Genomic DNA, 19051 nt, shown 5'->3' with positions numbered 1-19051 from the left:
AAATATTTAGAGTTTTAATTTTATTTGTTTGTTTTATAGGAGTTTTAATGGCGCAAAATTCAGTTCTTCCAAAATATCATAAATCAGTGCTTGAAAATGGTTTAGAAGTGTATATTATCCCACTTAATAATCAAAGCAATGTTATTACAACTGATATTTTTTATAAAGTAGGTAGTCGCAATGAAACAATGGGAAAAAGTGGAATTGCCCATATGTTAGAGCATTTGAATTTTAAATCAACTAAGAATCTAAAAACAGGTGAATTTGATAAAATCATTAAAAGCTTTGGTGGTAGCACAAATGCTTCTACAGGCTTTGATTATACGCATTACTATATTAAATCGAGCACTCAAAATTTAGATAAAAGCTTAGAGCTTTTTGCAGAATTGATGCAGAATCTCAATTTAAGCGATGAGGAATTTCAGCCAGAGCGTAATGTGGTAGCTGAAGAGAGATTGTGGCGCACAGATAATAATCCTATGGGTTATTTGTATTTTAGGCTTTTTAATACTGCTTATGTTTATCACCCTTATCATTGGACTCCAATTGGCTTTATGGATGATATTAGAAATTGGAGTATTGAAGACATTAGGGCATTTCACAAGACTTATTATCAGCCCAAAAATGCAAGCATTGTGATTGCAGGGGATATTGAGATAAATGAGGCTCTAAAAGCAGTAAAAAAACATTTTGAAAAAATTCCAAACACAGGATTTGAAATACCCAAAGTCCATACCATAGAACCAAAACAAGATGGTTTGCGTCAAGCTAGTGTGCATAAGCAAACTGAGGTTGAAATTCTTTCTATTGCTTATAAGATTCCGCCTTTTAATCACAAAGATCAAATCGCCCTTAGTGCTTTAAGTGAGATTTTAAGTGGTGGTAAAAGCAGTGTTTTGTCGAGTGTTATTGTAGATAAAAAGAGACTTGCAGCTGAAATTTATACTTATAATATGGATTTGGTAGATGAAGGAGTTTTTATTATAATGGCTTTAGCAAACTCTGAAGTAAGTTTGGATAAAATCCAAAAGGAAGTCTTGGCTCAAATAGAACTTATTAAGCAGGGCAAACTTAAGCAAAGTGAGCTAGATAAAGTTAAAATCAATATGCGTGCAAATTTTCTTTATGAGTTAGAATCAAGTAGTGGTGTTGCTAATCTCTTTGGTTCTTACATAGCTAGGGGGGATTTGCAGACTTTGCTTGATTTTGAGAAAAACTTTGAAGCTTTGAGTTTGGAAGATATTATTAGGGTGGTAAATGAATATTTTATTCTCAATAATGCCACCATTATGACTTTACAAAAGTGAGAGAAATATGCAAGTAGAAGAAACAATCATAGGTGCGATGACCGCGCTTGTTACACCTTTTAAAAATGGAAAGCTTGATTTAGAGACTTATGAGAATCTCATTCAAAGGCAAATTAATTATGGTATTGATGTGATTGTGCCTGTTGGAACAACAGGAGAATCAGCGACATTAAGCCATCAAGAACACAGAGAGTGTATTGAGGTTGCACTTAGTGTTGCCAAAAAAAATCGATTAAATGGCAAAAATATTAAGGTATTAGCAGGAGCAGGGAGTAATTCTACACAAGAGGCTATTGAATTGGCAAAATTTGCACAAGCTAGTGGTGCTGATGGAATCTTATGTGTTACACCTTATTACAATAAACCAACTCAAGAAGGGCTTTATCAGCACTATAGGAGTGTAGCTGGAGCAATTTCTATCCCATTAATGCTTTATAATGTTCCAAGTCGCACGGGTGTAAGTCTTGAAAACACTACAATATTACAACTTTTTAAGGATGTTAAAAATATTTATGGTGTCAAAGAAGCCGGTGGGAATCTTGAAAAAGTGATAGATTTAAATGTAAATCAAAAAGATTTGATTGTGGTTAGTGGTGATGATGTGATTAATTATCCTATTCTTTGTTGTGGAGCTAAAGGAGTTATTTCGGTAACTTCTAATCTCTTACCTGATAAAATTGCTACCCTAACACATAGCATCTTAAGTGATTTAGATTATCAAAAAGCCTATGTTTTAAGCAATGAGCTTTATAGGATTAATAAAGCGCTTTTTGTGGAGAGCAATCCTATTCCTATTAAAGCTGCAATGTATTTAAGCGGATTGTTAAAAACCTTAGAATATCGTTTGCCTCTTGTCTCTCCAAGTGCAGAAAATCTTAAGTATTTAGAGCAAATTTTAATGCAATATGAGGTGGTAAAATGAGTGAAAATATGAAAAATAAGACTTTAGTGATTAGTGGAGCAACGCGTGGCATTGGCAAAGCGATTTTATATCGTTTTGCGCAAAATGGTGTCAATATTGCCTTTACTTATAATAAAAATGAAGAAGAAGCACAGAGAATTATTGCTGATGTGGAATCTAAATATCAAGTTAAAATCAAGGCTTATCCATTGAATGTTTTAGAGCCAGAGACTTATAAGGATTTGTTTGTAAGGATTGATGAAGATTTTGAGAGAGTGGATTTTTTTATCAGCAATGCAATTATTTATGGTAAAAGTGTGGTGGGTGGTTTTGCTCCTTTTATGCGTCTTAAACCAAAGGGACTAAATAATATTTATACTGCAACGGTTCTTGCTTTTGTTGTAGGTGCGCAAGAAGCTGCAAAGCGAATGCAAAAAGTGGGTGGTGGAAGTATTATTTCTCTTAGTTCCACAGGAAATCTTGTGTATATGCCAAATTATGCAGGGCATGGAAATTCTAAAAATGCCGTGGAGACTATGGTGAAATATGCAGCAATGGAGCTTGGTGAATATAATATTCGTGTAAATGCAGTAAGTGGTGGTCCTATTGATACAGATGCCCTCAAAGCCTTTCCAGATTATGCAGAAATTAAGGCAGCTGTAGAATCGCAAAGTCCGCTTGGGCGTATGGGAAAACCTGAAGATATTGCAGGGGCTTGTTTGTTTTTATGTGATGATTCTTCTAGCGCTTGGCTCACAGGACAAACAATTGTAATTGATGGGGGAACAAGTTTTAAATAATGAATCTTAAAAGTCTTCCAAATCTTTTAACAGCCCTTAGAATTTGTTTTGCTGTTTTGCTTTTAGCTGTTTTGCTCTATGGTTGGGAGTTGCTACCGCCCTCAATTCATCCTACTTGGGTGAATTATCTTGCTTGTTTGCTTTTTTGTGTCGCAAGTATTACAGATTTTTTTGATGGTTTTATTGCTAGAAACTTTGAAGTTACAAGTCTTTTTGGGGAGATTTTTGATCCCCTAGCTGATAAGCTTTTAATGCTTGCAGCTTTTATTGGGCTTTTGGTGATTGATAGGGTTAATGTTTGGGCTGTTTTTTTGATTTTAGGGAGAGAATTTTTTATCACAGGGCTTAGAGTTGTTGCTGCTGCAAAGGGTTTGAAAGTGGCTGCATCTAATCTTGGAAAATATAAAACAGGGCTACAGATTACTGCGATTGCTTTTTTGCTGATGGATTATTCTTTTGCAAACGCTACTTTATGGCTTGCTGTGATTATCACGCTTTATTCGGGTTATGACTACGCTAGATCTTATACAAAAACAAGGTAAAATATGGGTTTTATTGGTTCGATTCTTGTCCTAGCTTTTTTGGTGTTTTTTCATGAATTAGGACATTTTTTAGCTGCAAAGCTTTTTGGAGTAAAGGTTGAGGCTTTTAGCATTGGTTTTGGAAGTCAAAAACTATGGAAAAAGCAAATTGGGGAAACTGAATACTCTTTGCGACCTATTCCGCTTGGTGGCTTTGTTCAGCTCAAAGGGCAAAGCGACATTGATCCCAAGAATCGCAATTATGACAAAGATAGTCTTTATGGAATTGCTGCGTATAAGAGATTAATTATTTTGGCAGCAGGATCGTTTTTTAATCTTTTTTTGGCTTTTTTGCTTTATATAACTATTGCGTTAATAGGGCAAAATGAGTTAGCTCCTATTATCGGAAAAGTGCAAGAAGATATGCCTGCAAGCAAGGCTGGTTTGCAAGCAGGTGATGAGATTATTGCCATTAATGGAGAAAGTATTAAGACTTGGGATAAGCTAAATAGGGTGGTAGAATCTTCTGTGGGTGCATTGGAGATTACTTTTGTGCGTGATTTACAAACACAAAATACAACTTTAATTCCTAAGCTTGGGCAGAGTAAAAATATTTTTGGTGAGGAAATTTCACGCCCCCTAATTGGCATCATTGCAGCTAATGAAATACGCAAAATTTCATATTCTCCACTTGAGAGTATTTCTTATGCCTTCTCTCAAACTCTCCAAGCTAGCACCCTTATTTTGCAAGGTTTAGAGAAAATTATTTTTGGAGTTGTGCCTTTTAGTGAAGTAGGAGGGGTTGTTTCAATTGTCTCTATTACTAAAAAGGCAACGGAGTTAGGAATTGTTACCCTTTTAACTTTCACAGCTTTAATATCTGTGAATTTGGGAATCTTAAATCTTTTGCCTATTCCCGCATTAGATGGGGGGCATATTGTTTTTACTCTTTATGAGATGATAACCAAAAAGATTCCAAGTCTTAATGCTATCTATCGTTTAACGCTAGCAGGTTGGGTTATTTTATTTGGGCTTATGGGGCTTGGATTATACAATGATGTTGTTCGTATTATAAATGGAACCATGCCTTTTTAAAGGAAAGTGATGCAAGATTTTAAAGAAAATTTAATTAACGCTATTGAAAAAATAGAAAAAGCTAGAATTGCAGTTGATAGACATAGGATTGTGAGGCTTGTTGCGGTGAGCAAATATTCTACTACTCAGGAAATACAAGCTTTGTATGAATGTGGACAAAGGGCTTTTGGGGAAAATAAAGTGCAAGATTTAACTCAAAAATCTAGCACTTTAGAATTACTACCGCTAGAGTGGCATTTTATTGGCAATCTCCAAAGCAATAAAATTAATGCACTTTTAAAGTTAAAACCTTTTATGTTCCATAGTTTGCATTCTTTGGATTTAGCCAAACAACTTCAAAAGAAATTAGAGCAAGAAGATATCCATTTAAAGACACTCTTGCAAATCAATAGCGCTAAAGAATCTGCCAAAAGTGGTGTTATGCCCGAAGAAGCAATAGAAATTTATCATCAAATTTTAGAAGAATGTCCTAATATTAAACTTTGTGGGCTAATGAGTATTGGAGCGCATTCAGAAGACCATCGGTTAATCCAAAAAAGCTTTGAGATAACACAGGCTTTATTTGAAAAACTTCAAAGTTTTGGCGCTAATACTTTAAGTATGGGAATGAGTGGAGATTTTGAATTAGCAATTCAATGTGGAAGCAATTGCGTGAGACTTGGAAGCACTCTTTTTAAATAAAGAGTAAGAAAATATATTTAAACGCCCCAGAAAGTCTCTTTTAAATTATCGTAGTTAAAATTTATAATAACACTCCATTATTTTTTGTTGCGATTCTACAATTGTTTTTTGCCAATTTATTTTGTGATTTGCAAGATATTGGTTGATTTTGCAAAAAGATTCCAAAATTTTGATATTTAATTGGGTAGATTTATGGGAAAATTCTAATCAAGGGTATTATTTATTGGGAAATTGATAAAATTTTTTAAGTGGCTAGGGTATAATTATAATAAAGAATAAAGGGGCTTATAATGTCTATTCAATTAAAAGAATCAAGCAATTTTATTAATCGTGAATTATCTTGGTTGCGGTTTAATACACGTGTTTTGAGTGAAGCGCAAAACCCAAATAATCCGCTTTTGGAGCGTTTAAAATTTATCGCAATTTATGGGACAAATTTAGATGAATTTTATATGGTGAGAGTGGCTGGATTAAAGCGACTTTATGCTGCTAGAATCACAGAAAGTGGGGCAGATAGGCTTACGCCAAAAGAGCAATTAGAGGAGATTCGAGGCTATCTCAAAAAAGAAAAAAAACTTTTAGAAACATGTTATTTTGAAATCAAAGAATCCTTAAATAAGCTTGGGCTTTGCATTAAAACTTATAAAGAAACAAACAAAGAGCAACAAAAACAATTGCAAGATTATTTTATGAATCATCTTTATCCTATTGTTGTTCCTATCGCGGTTGATGCAACACACCCTTTTCCACATTTGAATAATCTTAGTTATGTGTTAGCACTCAAACTCCAAAGCCTTGATAATCCCAATGAAATTAAATTTGGAATGACGCGCATTTCAAGAATGCTTCCTGGATTTATTAAGCTAGGAGACACTTATGTGCTAACAGATAGTGTTGTGGCTGAATTTACTAGTGAGTTATTTCCTGGATTTTCGGTGCTTAGTTGGACAGCTTTTAGAGTTACAAGAAATGCTGATATGGAAATTGAGGAAGAAGAGGGTGATGACTTCATGGCGCTAATGACAGAGGGATTGAAATCAAGGCGTAAAGGAGAAATTATTCGATTAGAAATTGCTAAAACCAAAGATGAAGAATTAAAGCGTTTTATTACTAATTATATTCCTGTTTCTAGTGAAGATATTTATGAATGTGAGTTACCGATGAATTCTAATATTCTGTGGGAAATTGTAGGAAACAAGAATTTTGCACAACTCACCTTTCCAAATTATACACCAAAGATTCTGCCTCCACTTGATCCTAATGCCAATATTTTTTCGATTTTAGATACTCAAGATGTGTTATCTTTTCAGCCTTATGAGAGTTTTGATCCTGTGGTGAATTTTATCCAAAGTGCCGCAAAAGATCCTGATGTATTTTCGATTCGCATGACACTTTACCGTGTGGGCAAAAATTCACCCATAGTTAAAGCGCTAATTGAAGCGGCTGAAAATGGCAAACAAGTAACAGCATTAGTGGAGCTAAAGGCGCGTTTTGATGAGGAAAATAATTTGCATTGGGCTAAGGCATTAGAAGGGGCAGGTGCACATGTGATTTATGGAGTCCCTGGGCTAAAAGTGCATGCTAAGATTGCTTTAGTGATAAAAAGCATAGGTAAAGAATTGCGTGAATATGTGCATTTAAGCACAGGAAATTACAACACAAGTAGTGCAAAAATTTACACAGATATTAGTTATATGACTTCTAAAAAAGAATTTACGCAAGATGCGACGAAATTTTTTCATAATCTTTCTGGTTTTTCTCATAAGTCAAGACTTAATACGCTACTTGCAGCACCTTTACAAATTAAGCCCAAAATTATAGAACTCATTGAAAATGAAGCCAAAAAAGGAAGTGAGGGGAGAATTATCTTAAAAGCAAACTCTATTGTGGATACCGATGTGATTGTGGCGCTTTATAAGGCTTCTAATGCAGGTGTAAAGATTGATTTGATTGTGAGAGGGATTTGTTGTTTGAAGCCAAAGGTAAAAGGAGTGAGTGAAAATATCCGTGTTATCTCTATTGTGGGCAAATATTTAGAACACGCTAGAATCTATTATTTCAAACACGCAAAACCGCAAATTTATTTTGCAAGTGCAGACTTAATGCCAAGGAATTTGGAGCGGAGAGTAGAGCTGATGACGCCTGTTTTTGAAGAAGCTTTGGCAGAGAAACTCTTTGGAATCATTCGCTTACAAAGCGAAGATAACACAAATGCTCACGAATTACAAGAAGATGGAGAATATAAAAAACTAGTTTCTAATGGCAAAAACATTAATAGTCAAAAGATTTTAGAGGATTATACAAACACCACCTATACCTCCTTAAAGCGTGAAGAAGAAGAGATTAAGGCAAAGCGACTAGCAAGGCGTATGTTTAGGGAAAGCTAAGGGGGTTTTATGGAGTTTTTTGAGACTTTAAGAAAAGCAAGAGAAGCAAAAATTTATATGGGGCAGATTCCTCACTCCATAAGGCAGGAATTTTTAAGGGAGTGTGCTAAGGAGCTAGAATCACAATGCAAAATGATTTTGGAGGCTAACCAAAAGGATTTGTCTAAGGCAAAAGAGTTTGGGCTTTCTGCATCTATGTTGGAGCGATTGACGCTAAACCAAGATCGGATTTTAGCAATGGCAAAATCTCTCAAAGAAATTGCAGATTTCCCTGACCCACTTAATAAGATTCTAGGTGGTTTTAGCAATTCAAAGGGTTTGGAGATAGAAAAAGTGAGCGTTCCAATTGGCGTGATTGGGATTATTTATGAATCGCGACCAAATGTAACAAGCGATACAGCAGCGCTTTGTTTTAAAAGTGGAAATGTGTGTGTGCTAAGGGGGGGGAAGGAAGCACAAAATTCAAACAAAGCTATTGTTGAGATTTTTCATCGGGTTTTGGAGAAATTTAAGATTCCTAAAGAAGTGATTATTTTTCTTTCTTGTGAGAGGGAGGAATTAAAAGAGTTATTAGGTGCTAGGGAATATATAGATTTGGTGATTCCGCGTGGTGGGGAAGGATTGATAAAATTTGTAAGTGAGCATTCTAAGATTCCTGTGATTAAGCAAGATAAAGGAGTTTGTCATATTTTTGCTCATTTAAGTTGTAGGGTAGAGCAATCTATTGCTGTGATAGTTAATGCTAAAACTTCGCGCCCTAGTGTGTGCAATGCGTGTGAGACTTTACTTGTGGATTCTGGTTTTGCTAAAAAGTTTTTGCCAAAAGTAGCTAAGGCTTTGAAGCAAGAGGAGACAATCCTTAAGGGTTGCAAAGAATCTTGTGAAATCTTAGCTGAAAATGGAATAGAGTGCGAAGAGATTCCCCTAGAATCTTACCATATTGAATACAATGAAAATATTTTAAACTTAAGAATAGTGCAGGGCTTACAAGGTGCGCTGGAGCATATTAGAGAATTTAGCAGTGGGCATAGCGAGGCAATTTTGTGTGAGGATTATAGTGTAGCAGAGGATTTTTTAAATCAAGTGGATAGTGCTTGTGTGTATGTGAATGCTTCAACAAGATTTAGTGATGGAGGTGAGTTTGGCTACGGGGCGGAGGTAGGGATTTCTACTTCTAAACTCCACGCTAGAGGTCCTATGGGTGTAGAATGTCTTACAAGCTACAAATACAAAATTAGAGGCAATGGGCAAATAAGATAAAGGATTACAAGCCTTGATTTTGTATTATCTCTTGCTCGGTTTGTAAGACTTCTTTAATGAAAACATCAATAAGCTCTGATTCTTTATATTTTCCTACAATTTGACCTTTTTTGATGATTAATCCATCTCCATTGCCAAAAGCAATGGCGACATCTGCGTGTTTGGCTTCTCCTAGCGCATTGACAGCGCAACCCATAACTGAGAGTTGCATAGGAGTTTTGATTTTTGGCATTCTTATTTTAAGTTCTTTTAAGATAGGCACTAAATCAGCTTGTAATCTGCCACAAGTAGGACAAGAAATATAAGTGATTCCCTCTTTTTGTCTTCCGCTATAGCGTAAAATAGAGCGCGCGACTTCTATTTCTTTTTCTAGCTCACCAGTGATAGATACGCGCATTGTATCCCCAATGCCCTCCATTAAAAGTCCTCCTAATGCCATTGAGCTTTTTATCATTGATGACTCTAGATCTCCTGCTTCTGTTACGCCAAGATGAAAGGGATAAGAAACTAAAGGACGCAACATTCGATAGGCTGCCATTGTGCGTTCAACATCGCTTGCCTTAAGTGAAATCTTGAGATTGCTAAAGCCAAAATCCTCCAAAAGTTTAATATTATAGAGTGCTGATTCCACCATTCCTTTTGGGGTAGCTCCATATTTATCTTCAAATTGTTTCTCTAAGCTACCAGCATTCACACCAATTCTAATAGGAATATTCCTATCTTTACAAGCTTCAACGACTGCTTTAATTTTTTCTTTTGAACCGATATTTCCAGGGTTTATGCGGATGCAATCCACAGATTGAGCAGCAATGAGTGCAAGTTTATAGCGAAAGTGGATATCGGCAACTAGGGGCAAAGAAATCATGCTTTTAAGCATTTTGAGTGCTTTTGCGTCTTCTTCATCGCTTACAGCTACGCGCACAATATCACAACCAGCAAGTTGCAATTGATCGATTTGATTTTTGGTGGCTTGTAAGTCTGCTGTTTTTGAGAAAGTCATACTTTGCACAGAGATGGGTGCGTCACCACCTATTTTAACTTCTCCAATTTGAATTTGTTTAGTAGGATAGCGTTGTATTTGCATTTTTAGCCTTTATTGTTTTTAGTTTAAGGATTGTTCGTTGATGCAAAGGAGAGATTCTGCTAGGCTTACACTGAGATAGCCTTGTGGATTGCCTTCTTGTGGAATGCTCTTTAGGATATTTTCTAAGCCCATTTCAGTAGCTATTTTTTTAAGCTCTTCATCTTTTCCATAGCGCTTAATATAGTATTCAAAACTTTCTTTCCAATTGATATTTTGGGAGCCTTGATAGGCGTTTTGAATAAATTCGTTGAGATAGGCAATTTTTAAAATAGAAGCAATTTTATCTTGCCAACATTTAATATTGAGGTATTCTTTTAAGGTGTCTATTACGCCTTTACCATCTCCATTGGATGCAAAACCAAAGGCAATTTTGCTTTTGGCTTTAAAATCATCATAGAGTATTTTGTATTCCAACATAGAGTGTAACTCAAAATGTTCCTCTGCCATTTCAAAGGCTTTTGAAAGTTGTTTGGAAGTGCAATATTGAGAAAATTCTTGTTTGAGCTGGATGAGTTTGGATTTTTCATTAGCAATATTCTTAAATGGAAACATTGCATTAAGTAGTTTGCAAACTTCAAGTGCTTTATGAAGTTCATTTTGATTTTCTAAAGCACTAATTCGTTGCATGATTTGATTGCCTACAAGTAAGGCGCTTTTGTAGCTTCTGGTCGCTTGTAAAAATGGGAATTTTTCACAAATTTTGAAATATTCTATAAAATTTTTAGCTTTAAACTCCTTATCGGCTTGAAGGAATTTATCAACATTTTTTAAAAGAGTGGAAATAACTTCTTTTTTAGCCTGAACATTAGCAAAAGGCTTGAGTAATTCTTTGACTTTCTGAATATTGAGTTGTGCATCTTGTGCTAATAGTTTTTTGGCTAGTTCAAAGCTTTTTTCCCATAACTTTTCAAGCTGAGCATAAGCCATTGTGTCTTTCAAGTGTGGATATTGTTTGGCGAGATGATAAGCTTCAGTATAGTTTTTTTCTTCAATTAAATCCATAAATTGTGCAACACTAGCCTTTTGGCGTAAATAATAATCAAATTCTTCTTTTTTGCTGTTATCATGCATAAAGGGCTCTATTAGACTTTGTGCTTCTTGTAATCTATCTTTAGCAAGTAGATCGATAGCTTCAAGTAATTTATCTTGCCAGAGTGAATCAAGCTTTTCTTTGTATTGGGGCAAAGTTTGGAGAAAAATATTTTTTTCTTTGATGAGTTTAAGGCAGGAACGCAAATCATCATTGGCAAGATATTCTAACATTTCTTCTTTTGCAAGATCAATTTGAGCAATCTCAATTGTGCCATTAGAGTAACCTATATATAACAGATTTTTATCTAAAAAAAGCGAGGTTGCACCAGTGTATTCCGATGGGATAGTGTCAATGATTGCGTTATCGCTAATACGAGCCAATCTTAATGGATTATATTTTCCGCCGACAACAGCAAATTCTTCCCCAGGTAGTTTTTGGCAGGTTGTAAGCCAAGAATCTTGTAAAATATTTTGGCAAAGATATTCTTGCTTATAGATATCATAAGTAAAAATTCCACCCCTAGTGACGCAAAATAATTTAGTATTGTCATCATAAAAAAAGGCATCTTCCACAACAAAATCGGTTTTAAAATCTATAATTTTTGTGTTTTTTAAGATGTTAAAAACCATAGCGGTTTTGCCAAAACAAGTACTAAAAATAAGTGTTCCACATTCACTAAATGCAATAGATGAAATATAATCGGGGAAGGGTGGCAAACTGAGAAGTAAATGATAATTTTCTCCCGTGTAAATAAGCACTCTACCATCTTCGCCACCGGTGGCAAGATAGTTATCATCATAGGAAAAGGTAATTTTAGAAATTTCAAGCTTTTGCCAAGTAAGTGCTGTAATAGGTGTAATTTTTGGCTTAGTCTTTAAAACAATGCCTTTGGAGGTTGAAGTAAAACCAGTTACAACTCTTCCGTTTTTGTGGGAAATAGCAACGGATTTACTAAAAGGATGTAAAGGTTCCCTATCTTTTGAGAGTTGCAGGGTTTGGTTAATGACTTTATCTTGAATAAAAAAAGTAACGATATTATAGAAGTTATCTGCACAAATAATACAATCCTCATCAGTAGCGATTCCTAAAACGCTACCAATAAGTCTTAATTTACTTTGTAATGGAAACATAAAGCCTCCTTTAAGAATCCAAATAATCTTTGGAAATTTGAATTATTATACTTTTTTATCCCTAAATGATAGCTTTTAGAGTCTAGATTTATTTTTCTATAACTAAAATATGTTAAAATTCCGCCGACCCTTTCATCTAGTGGCCAAGGATAATGCCCTTTCACGGCAGTAACGGAAGTTCAAATCTTCCAAGGGTCGCCAATTACTCATTCCCCTTGAATTTTTCCATTGTTATATTGGTGCTTGAATTAATATCTTTTCGTTTTAATACCTTAAAAAAGGTAAGATAAAGAATCTTTAAATCCAATCCAAAGCTAATGTTTTTAACATAATACACATCAAGTCTAAATTTTTCTTCCCAGGAGATAGCATTGCGACCATTGACTTGAGCCCAACCTGTGATACCGGGTTTGACTTCGTGGCGTCTAGCTTGTTCTTTGTTATAAAGCTTTAAGTATTCAACAAGGAGTGGGCGTGGTCCTACAAAACTCATTTCTCCCTTTAAAACATTAAAAAGTTGTGGGAGTTCATCAAGGCTGCTTTTGCGAATAAATTTACCAAATCCTTTTAATCTTAATTCATCACTAAGCAATTGTCCCTTGGAATCTCTTTGATTGCTCATTGTGCGAAACTTATAGATTTTAAAGATTTTTCCATTTAGCCCTGGTCGCTCTTGTATGAAAAAAATAGGCGAACCAAGTTTTAATCTAATTAATAGGGCAACTATTAAAATTATCGGAGAAAAAAGAAGAATCAAAAATAAAGCTAATAAAAAATCCAAGATTGGCTTAATGAAATGTGGATACATTTTTTACCTCTTTATACAGCTGAAGATAGGATTTTACAATAGATTCCACGCCAAATTCCTCGCAAATTTTTTTGCGGCTATTTTTTCCAAATTCTTCCCTTAAGGATTTGTTTTGTGAGAGTTGGATAAGTTTTTCAAAGAGAATTTGACTATCTCCAATAGGAACTAAAAATCCATTGTATCCATTACTAACAACTTCCTTGCAACCAACGGCATTAGTGGTGATGATAGGCTTTGCCATACTGCCTGCTTCTAAAAGTGTGCGCGGAATCCCTTCTCTATAGCTTGGAAGCACGAAAATATCGCAAATTCCAATAAGCTCTTTAATATCTTGTCTTTCACCCAAATAATGCACTTGTTTTTGATTTTCTAAAAATTCTTGATCTATAGGCGAGATATTTCCTGTGTCAATTCCGCCCACATATAAAAAGTGTAACTTTAAGTTTGCTTCTTTTGCTAAGTTTGCTGCTGCATAATATTCTTTTATGCCTTTGTGTAAAATTGCCCTTGCTATCATCAAGACTACAAGTGAATCTTGAGGGATTTTTAGGCTTTGGAGCAACACTTGATTTTTGGGTAGTGGAGAGAAAAATTCCGTGTCAATTCCAGAGCCTTTTATGAGAATGGTTTTTTTGCGTGGCACTAAGCCTTTTTTGACATAAAGTTCCAAATCATCTTGATTTTGAAAAAGCACCTTTTTAGCAATTTTAAAAGCAAAGAAATTTAGCCTTTCAATTAAGATTTTAAGCAAAAAAGTTTTTGGGGTTTTTTGGATATAAAAACTCCCCAATCCCGTGAGTGAATTAATCACATAAGGAATCTTGGCGATTTTTGCAGCAAAAGATCCATAAATATTTGGCTTTAGCATAAAAGTGTGGAGAATATCTGGTTTTTCTTTTTTGAGAATTTCTGCAATATTTTGAATAGTCTTTAGAGCTTTAAAGGGATTAAGACTGCTGCGCTCTATAGAATAATCAATAGCAGTAATTTGGTGCTTGGCAAATTGTGAGAAATATTCTCCTTTGGGAGTAAGGGCTAAGACTTCATGCCCTGCTTTCACCAAGGCAATCATTACAGGAAGCCTAAAGCGATAGAGATTTGAATCGGTGTGCGAGAGAAAGAGAATTTTCAAGGAATTCCTTATTGAAATAATGAAATATGGCTGAAATTATACCATTTTTATTTTTTATGTTTTTTGTTGTGTTATAATTTTGGTTTAAGTTTTGGATAAGGTGTTATAAGTGGAAGATGAATTTATAAATGAGGATGAAGATTTTTTGAATAAAGCCAATCAAGAATCGGTTGTTCAAAAAGTTTGCCAGAATATTGATTCAAACAATGGTGTAATTAAAGAGCTAAAAAATAGACAAGCAAGTGTTATGTTAGAGACAACTAGCAAAATGATTTTAGATAAAAGTGGGCTGGTGCATACAGGCAATCTTTATTCTAGCGCTGCTTATAGCGCCTTATTGGCAGTGAATAATCCCAATGCTATCATTATTGGAGTGGAGATGAAGTTTTTAGCTCCCATTGAGCTTGGAAATGAAGTGCTCTTTAAAGCACAATGTTTGCAAGAAGACACTAAAAAGCGAGAAGTGAAAGTTGAAGGATTTGTGCTTGATATTAAAATTTTTGATGCAATGTTTTTTGTTGCGGTGTTTGATAAGCATATTTTAAGTCTTCATATTACCAAAGAAATGGAAAAAAGGATGGAATAAATGCGAGTGGATTTGCATAATCATACTAATCTTTGTAAGCATGCTAGTGGCACTATGGAAGAGTATATTCAAAAAGCCATAAAAGAAAAAATAGATATTTTTGGTTTTTCTTGTCATAATCCTATGGAATTTGATAAGCAATATCGTATGGATTTTGCAGAATTACCTTTTTATCTGCAACAAATAGAAGAATTAAGAGCAAAATATGCTCCGCAAATTTCTATTAAAATGGCTTTGGAGATTGACTTTTTGCCTCATCTTTTAGATGAGAGAATCTTGAGTCTGCCTTTAGATTATCGTATTGGAGCGGTGCATTTTTTAGGGAATTGGGGATTTGATAATCCTGAGTTTATTCGCGAATATGCAAAGCGCGATATTAATGCTTGTTGGGAGCAATATTTTGAGACTACTAAGCAGATGGCTATGAGTGGTAAATTTGATATTGTTGCACATATGGATTTATTAAAGATTTTTAATTATCGCCCTACAAAAGACTTGCGCAAAACTATAGAATCAACCCTTAAGGCTATTAAAAAAGCCAATATGGCAGTGGAAATTAATGCTGCAGGACTGCGTAAAGAAGTCAAGGAGCAATACCCTTCTAGGGAAATTTTGGAGATGTGTTATGGGCTTGATATTCCTATTGTTTTTAGCAGTGATGCGCATGCCATAGAGCAAGTTGGGTTTGCAAGAGAAGCTCTGGAAACTTTAGCAAGAGAAGTGGGCTATACAAAATGTGCGATTTACACAGCACGCGATAGGGAGTTGGTGGAGTTTTAAGAAGAATTATTAATTTTTTTTTAATGGCTTTAGTAGGTTTATGAATGACTCATTTGGGTTTTTTGTTCAGTTTTGTAAAGCCAAATAAATACTTCCACGACAGCTTTGTAAAGTTCAGGTGGAATTTCCTCATCAATTTCTAAATGAATAAGCGAATCTACTAAAGCCTTGCTTTGAAAAAGTGGAATATCGTATTCCTTAGCCTTTTCAATAATTTTTTGGGCGATTAGTCCTTCACCTTTAGCTAAAACTTTTGGAGCGCGGTGTTTGTTTTGTTCATAAGCTAGAGCAACGGCTTTTTGAGAAAGTGGTAAAGGCATTTTAATAGCTCCCCAGGATTCTATCAACTTTTTCCCAAGTAAGATTAGAATCTTTTTTGTTGGATAAGAAATGCTGCACCATTCTTGCAAACATATCTGTTTCAATATTCACTTTTGTTCCGACACTATATTGCCCAAAGAGGGTGTTTTGGATTGTATGTGGAATGAGCGTAAGGCGTAGTGAATCATCTAAAACTTCATTAATAGTAAGACTAATTCCATTAATTGCAATACTGCCTTTAGGGACACAAAGCGCTAAAATATCACGATTGGTGGTGATAAAAAAATCAATACCAATGGCATGTGGAATGATTTTAATAATTTTTCCTATCCCATCTATATGCCCTTGCACCAAATGCCCATCAAGTCTATCTTGTAATCTTAAAGCAGGTTCAATATGCACTAAGCCTTGATAGGATTCTAAAGCAATATGTGATTGTGTCTCTTCACTTAATTCTACACTAAAGCCATTGTTAAAAATTTCTATAGCCGTTAAACAAGCGCCATTAACTGCTATGCTATCTCCGATTTTTGGGCGGTGTTTTGCTTTGAGTGTGAGAATATTCTGCTGGAATCCAAGCACTTCCCCAAACTCTCTAACTAAGCCTGTAAACATTTATATTCCTTAATTTAAGCCAAGTTCTATTAAAATTTTCAGAATTGTAACAAAAAATAAGGAATATTTTATGCAACTTTGCGATACACATTGTCATTTGGATGATAAAAGATTTAAAGAGGATTTTGAAGCTATTTTAGATCGTGCTAGAAATGCTGGAATCACTCGCTTTATTATTCCAGCAGCGCATCCAGAGGATTTGAGTAGAGCGTGTGAGTTAGCCCATAAATATGAAGAAGTTTATTTTGCAAGTGGGTTGCATCCAAAATATGCCTATTTGTATGATGAGAATTTTTTGAAGCAGTTTTTGGAAGATGAGAAATGTATTGCAGTGGGTGAGTGTGGGCTTGATTATTATTGCTTAGAAGAAGCACTAGCGCAATCAAAGCTAGGGAGTATTGAGGAGTTAAAACAAATTCAAAAGAAGGTTTTTATTGCACAAATTCAATTGGCTATTGCTTATAAAAAGCCTTTAATTGTTCATATTAGAGATGCTTCAGCAGATAGTTTAGAGATTTTGCGAACCTATTGTAATGAATTAGTAGGCGGAGTTTTGCATTGCTTTAATGCAGATTTTCAGCTCCTTAGCCTTGCTCAAAAAGGCTTTTATTATGGAATTGGAGGGGTTTTGACTTTTAAAAATGCTAGAAAGTTAGTGGAAATTTTGCCTAAAATCCCAGTAGAATCGTTACTTTTGGAAACAGATGCGCCTTATCTTACGCCTCATCCACATAGGGGCAAGAGAAATGAACCTTCTTATATTCCTCTTGTATTAGAAAAAATGAGTGAGATTTTAAATCTCTCCAAAGAGAGTTTGGTGGGGATAATTAATCAAAACACTAAAACACTTTTTGGGATTTAAGTTTTAATCCACCTTTAGTGCTAAAGGGTGCCAAAATATTATTTGCTTAGTAGGGTGATTTTAGAGAGTTAATATTTTTCGCACTCTTTAAACATTGCTTCAAATTCCTTTTGTGCTTTTTGAATAAATTCTTTGTTTTTTAGAATTGCTAATGTTTCATAATTAGCTTCAAAGGCACTCTTAGACCAATTTGCCGATCCTAGAATTAAATGTTTATCATCTATAATAGCCATTTTGCTATGCATTAGTCCATTATATTTTCCATTTTGTGAGCGTTTGCCCTCCAAAAAGCAAGTTTGTATATTTTTAAGTTTAGCAAGGTAGCCAATGGTGGAGTGATTATTTTTTTGATTGGACTTTTTATCATAAATAATTCGCACTTGCACACCCTTTTTGGCAGTATCTCGGATAGCTTTGCTAATTTCGCGATTTGTGAAGCTATAAATGGCAATATCAAGGGTATTTTGAGCGCTTTTTATTGTGTTAATTAGTTGTTTGATTGCTTGATTTTGCTCCTGTGGCATAAAATAAAGCGATTGTGCAAAAGCAGGGAGTGAAAGCATAAAGCAAAAGTAAAAAATACAGAAAAGTTTGTTAAACATTAAAATTTCCTTGTGAATCTTAAGATAAAAGTTGTTAAAATTTTGAAATTTTAGCAAATTCTTTCATTGCAAAAAATTAAAAAGAATGGAGCGCTTTTTCAAATGAAAATATACCTAGTAAATAAAAATCCAATGATTACTAAGCTCGCCTCGCTTAGTATTTCAAAAATTGGTTTAGAGATGGTTGAGACACAAGAGATTGATGTGACTATGCAAGTAGATGTGCTTTTATTAGATGATGAGTGCTACCAACAAGATGAATTTGAGCAATATAAACAAGCCAATTCGGAGACTAAAGCGATCTTGCTTTATGCTAAATCAACACAAAGAGTAGAAGGGTTTGATGCGTATATTCAAAAACCTTTTTTGCCTACAGAGCTTGTGAAGACTTTGTCGGAAGTTTGTGGAATAGAGACGCTTGATGAAGCAAAAATAGAAGAAAACACAAAAGAAGAAATTAAAGAGGTAAAGCAAGATGAAGAATTGTTAGATTTGGGAGATTTGGACTTGGAGGCTGATTTGGAGACTAATTCATCAGATGAGCTGAATGCAAATGTATTAGATGAAAGAGATATTGAAGAAGTTAAGCAATTGTTTGCTGATGCAGATAGCAAAAATGAAGATTTTGAAGAAATAATTGACTTAAATCAAAAGGAAGAAGTTTTAAATAAAGATATTGGGCAAGAGCTGGAAATAGTAGAGAATCAGCAAGAACAAGATGGGATAGAGCTACCACAAGATGACTTAGGAAAAAGCTTTGAGGATTTGGAGCTTGATAGAGCTCAAAATGAAGATTTAGAAGAACTAGAGAAAAGCGATAAGATAGAAAATACAGAGACTTTTGAGACTGCAGAATTACCACAAGAAGCAGATTTTGATGCTTTATTGGAAAATTTACAAAAAAGTGATGATGAGAGTAAGGAAATTGCAGATAACGCAGTGAATAATCAGGTAAATTGGGAAGTAGAAGGGGAGCTAGAAACGCAACCTTTAGAAAACAATGAAATACCACAGGTGGATATTGGATTAGAATCTCAAGAATCTCAAGAATCTCAAGAATCTCAAGAATCTCAAGAATCTCAAGAATCTCAAGAATCTCAAGAATCTCAAGAATCTCAAGAATCTCAAGAATCTCAAGAATCTCAA

18 protein-coding genes, 1 tRNA gene and 1 pseudogene are annotated in these 19051 nt (G+C 34.7%); 13 read left to right on the top strand and 7 right to left on the bottom strand.

The window, feature by feature from the left end; genetic code table 11:
• Positions 1–47 precede the first annotated feature (47 nt).
• From MKD52_RS07280 to MKD52_RS07245, 8 genes are all read left to right on the top strand, one after another.
• Complete coding sequence (locus MKD52_RS07280) at positions 48–1307, top strand: pitrilysin family protein (RefSeq protein WP_242099780.1); 1260 nt, start codon at positions 48–50, stop codon at positions 1305–1307.
• Between the two features lie 7 nt (positions 1308–1314).
• Positions 1315–2229 carry a 4-hydroxy-tetrahydrodipicolinate synthase gene (dapA, locus tag MKD52_RS07275; protein ID WP_242099779.1) on the top strand — a complete coding sequence of 305 codons (915 nt, stop codon included), beginning with the start codon at positions 1315–1317 and terminating at the stop codon, positions 2227–2229.
• The gene (locus tag MKD52_RS07270) at positions 2226–3008 is read left to right on the top strand and encodes an enoyl-ACP reductase (protein ID WP_112057369.1); all 783 of its coding nucleotides are present in this window, start codon (positions 2226–2228) and stop codon (positions 3006–3008) included. Before dapA ends, MKD52_RS07270 begins: the two co-directional genes overlap by 4 nt.
• Positions 3008–3550: a CDP-diacylglycerol--glycerol-3-phosphate 3-phosphatidyltransferase gene (pgsA, locus tag MKD52_RS07265; protein ID WP_112057368.1), complete on the top strand. Its 543-nt coding sequence runs from the start codon at positions 3008–3010 to the stop codon at positions 3548–3550. The genes MKD52_RS07270 and pgsA overlap by 1 nt, the downstream gene beginning before the upstream one ends.
• Before the next feature lie 3 nt (positions 3551–3553).
• Positions 3554–4624, top strand: a complete 1071-nt coding sequence (gene rseP, locus MKD52_RS07260) for an RIP metalloprotease RseP (RefSeq protein WP_242099778.1) — start codon at positions 3554–3556, stop codon at positions 4622–4624.
• Between the two features lie 9 nt (positions 4625–4633).
• Entirely contained in the window at positions 4634–5305 is a 672-nt protein-coding gene (locus tag MKD52_RS07255; RefSeq protein WP_242099777.1) for a YggS family pyridoxal phosphate-dependent enzyme, read from the top strand.
• Positions 5306–5595: 290 nt separating this feature from the next.
• Positions 5596–7692, top strand: a complete 2097-nt coding sequence (locus tag MKD52_RS07250; protein WP_112057365.1) for an RNA degradosome polyphosphate kinase — start codon at positions 5596–5598, stop codon at positions 7690–7692.
• 9 nt (positions 7693–7701) lie between these two features.
• Positions 7702–8952: a glutamate-5-semialdehyde dehydrogenase gene (locus MKD52_RS07245; RefSeq protein ID WP_112057364.1), complete on the top strand. Its 1251-nt coding sequence runs from the start codon at positions 7702–7704 to the stop codon at positions 8950–8952.
• Between the two features lie 4 nt (positions 8953–8956).
• On the opposite strand, the gene ispG is transcribed toward MKD52_RS07245, so the two are convergent.
• Together ispG and MKD52_RS07235 are read right to left on the bottom strand one after the other, a co-directional pair.
• On the bottom strand, positions 8957–10036 hold the full coding sequence (gene ispG, locus MKD52_RS07240; RefSeq protein WP_242099776.1) for a flavodoxin-dependent (E)-4-hydroxy-3-methylbut-2-enyl-diphosphate synthase: 1080 nt from the start codon (positions 10034–10036) through the stop codon (positions 8957–8959).
• Between the two features lie 18 nt (positions 10037–10054).
• Positions 10055–12199 (bottom strand): WD40 repeat domain-containing protein, encoded by a 2145-nt coding sequence (locus MKD52_RS07235; RefSeq protein WP_242099775.1) that lies wholly within the window; start codon positions 12197–12199, stop codon positions 10055–10057.
• A 125-nt stretch (positions 12200–12324) separates the two neighbouring features.
• Between MKD52_RS07235 and MKD52_RS07230 the strand changes: the two genes are divergently transcribed.
• Positions 12325–12400: transfer RNA gene (locus MKD52_RS07230), tRNA-Glu, on the top strand.
• A gap of 1 nt (position 12401) precedes the next feature.
• Here the strand turns inward: MKD52_RS07230 and pglC are convergent.
• Positions 12402–13007, bottom strand: coding sequence for an undecaprenyl phosphate N,N'-diacetylbacillosamine 1-phosphate transferase (gene pglC / locus MKD52_RS07225; RefSeq protein WP_242099774.1), 606 nt, complete (start codon positions 13005–13007; stop codon positions 12402–12404).
• On the bottom strand, positions 12988–14139 hold the full coding sequence (locus MKD52_RS07220) for a glycosyltransferase family 4 protein (RefSeq protein ID WP_242099773.1): 1152 nt from the start codon (positions 14137–14139) through the stop codon (positions 12988–12990). Before MKD52_RS07220 ends, pglC begins: the two co-directional genes overlap by 20 nt.
• 109 nt (positions 14140–14248) lie before the next feature.
• Here MKD52_RS07220 and MKD52_RS07215 point away from each other — a divergent pair, with 109 nt between their 5' ends.
• Both MKD52_RS07215 and MKD52_RS07210 read left to right on the top strand, forming a co-directional pair.
• The gene (locus MKD52_RS07215; protein WP_242099772.1) at positions 14249–14725 is read left to right on the top strand and encodes a hypothetical protein; all 477 of its coding nucleotides are present in this window, start codon (positions 14249–14251) and stop codon (positions 14723–14725) included.
• A complete protein-coding gene (locus MKD52_RS07210; protein WP_242099771.1) occupies positions 14726–15505 on the top strand; it encodes a histidinol-phosphatase in 780 nt (259 codons plus the stop codon). It begins immediately after the preceding gene.
• 38 nt (positions 15506–15543) lie between these two features.
• Here the strand turns inward: MKD52_RS07210 and MKD52_RS07205 are convergent, their stop codons facing one another.
• Complete coding sequence (locus MKD52_RS07205; RefSeq protein ID WP_112057357.1) at positions 15544–15825, bottom strand: EscU/YscU/HrcU family type III secretion system export apparatus switch protein; 282 nt, start codon at positions 15823–15825, stop codon at positions 15544–15546.
• Position 15826: 1 nt separating this feature from the next.
• A complete protein-coding gene (ribE, locus tag MKD52_RS07200) occupies positions 15827–16441 on the bottom strand; it encodes a riboflavin synthase (RefSeq protein ID WP_112057356.1) in 615 nt (204 codons plus the stop codon).
• A gap of 70 nt (positions 16442–16511) precedes the next feature.
• Between ribE and MKD52_RS07195 the strand changes: the two genes are divergently transcribed.
• The gene (locus MKD52_RS07195; protein ID WP_242099770.1) at positions 16512–17303 is read left to right on the top strand and encodes a TatD family hydrolase; all 792 of its coding nucleotides are present in this window, start codon (positions 16512–16514) and stop codon (positions 17301–17303) included.
• Positions 17304–17371: 68 nt separating this feature from the next.
• Here the strand turns inward: MKD52_RS07195 and MKD52_RS07190 are convergent, their stop codons facing one another.
• The gene (locus MKD52_RS07190) at positions 17372–17905 is read right to left on the bottom strand and encodes a phospholipase D-like domain-containing protein (RefSeq protein ID WP_242099769.1); all 534 of its coding nucleotides are present in this window, start codon (positions 17903–17905) and stop codon (positions 17372–17374) included.
• 102 nt (positions 17906–18007) lie between these two features.
• Here MKD52_RS07190 and MKD52_RS07185 point away from each other — a divergent pair.
• Positions 18008–19051: pseudogene (locus tag MKD52_RS07185) on the top strand (hypothetical protein); the annotation flags it as partial.

The sequence above is a fragment of the Helicobacter sp. CaF467b genome (assembly GCF_022664765.1).
Lineage (GTDB): Bacteria > Campylobacterota > Campylobacteria > Campylobacterales > Helicobacteraceae > Helicobacter_D > Helicobacter_D colisuis.
This window is presented reverse-complemented; position numbering and strand designations above follow the sequence as displayed.

Coding starts and splice junctions, on each gene's coding strand:
- MKD52_RS07280 (WP_242099780.1), top strand. CDS start 48: ATGGCGCAAAATTCAGTTCTTCCAAAATATCATAAATCAGTGCTTGAA.
- dapA (WP_242099779.1), top strand. CDS start 1,315: ATGCAAGTAGAAGAAACAATCATAGGTGCGATGACCGCGCTTGTTACA.
- MKD52_RS07270 (WP_112057369.1), top strand. CDS start 2,226: ATGAGTGAAAATATGAAAAATAAGACTTTAGTGATTAGTGGAGCAACG.
- pgsA (WP_112057368.1), top strand. CDS start 3,008: ATGAATCTTAAAAGTCTTCCAAATCTTTTAACAGCCCTTAGAATTTGT.
- rseP (WP_242099778.1), top strand. CDS start 3,554: ATGGGTTTTATTGGTTCGATTCTTGTCCTAGCTTTTTTGGTGTTTTTT.
- MKD52_RS07255 (WP_242099777.1), top strand. CDS start 4,634: ATGCAAGATTTTAAAGAAAATTTAATTAACGCTATTGAAAAAATAGAA.
- MKD52_RS07250 (WP_112057365.1), top strand. CDS start 5,596: ATGTCTATTCAATTAAAAGAATCAAGCAATTTTATTAATCGTGAATTA.
- MKD52_RS07245 (WP_112057364.1), top strand. CDS start 7,702: ATGGAGTTTTTTGAGACTTTAAGAAAAGCAAGAGAAGCAAAAATTTAT.
- ispG (WP_242099776.1), bottom strand. CDS start 10,036: ATGCAAATACAACGCTATCCTACTAAACAAATTCAAATTGGAGAAGTT.
- MKD52_RS07235 (WP_242099775.1), bottom strand. CDS start 12,199: ATGTTTCCATTACAAAGTAAATTAAGACTTATTGGTAGCGTTTTAGGA.
- pglC (WP_242099774.1), bottom strand. CDS start 13,007: ATGTATCCACATTTCATTAAGCCAATCTTGGATTTTTTATTAGCTTTA.
- MKD52_RS07210 (WP_242099771.1), top strand. CDS start 14,726: ATGCGAGTGGATTTGCATAATCATACTAATCTTTGTAAGCATGCTAGT.
- MKD52_RS07205 (WP_112057357.1), bottom strand. CDS start 15,825: ATGCCTTTACCACTTTCTCAAAAAGCCGTTGCTCTAGCTTATGAACAA.
- ribE (WP_112057356.1), bottom strand. CDS start 16,441: ATGTTTACAGGCTTAGTTAGAGAGTTTGGGGAAGTGCTTGGATTCCAG.
- MKD52_RS07195 (WP_242099770.1), top strand. CDS start 16,512: ATGCAACTTTGCGATACACATTGTCATTTGGATGATAAAAGATTTAAA.
- MKD52_RS07190 (WP_242099769.1), bottom strand. CDS start 17,905: ATGTTTAACAAACTTTTCTGTATTTTTTACTTTTGCTTTATGCTTTCA.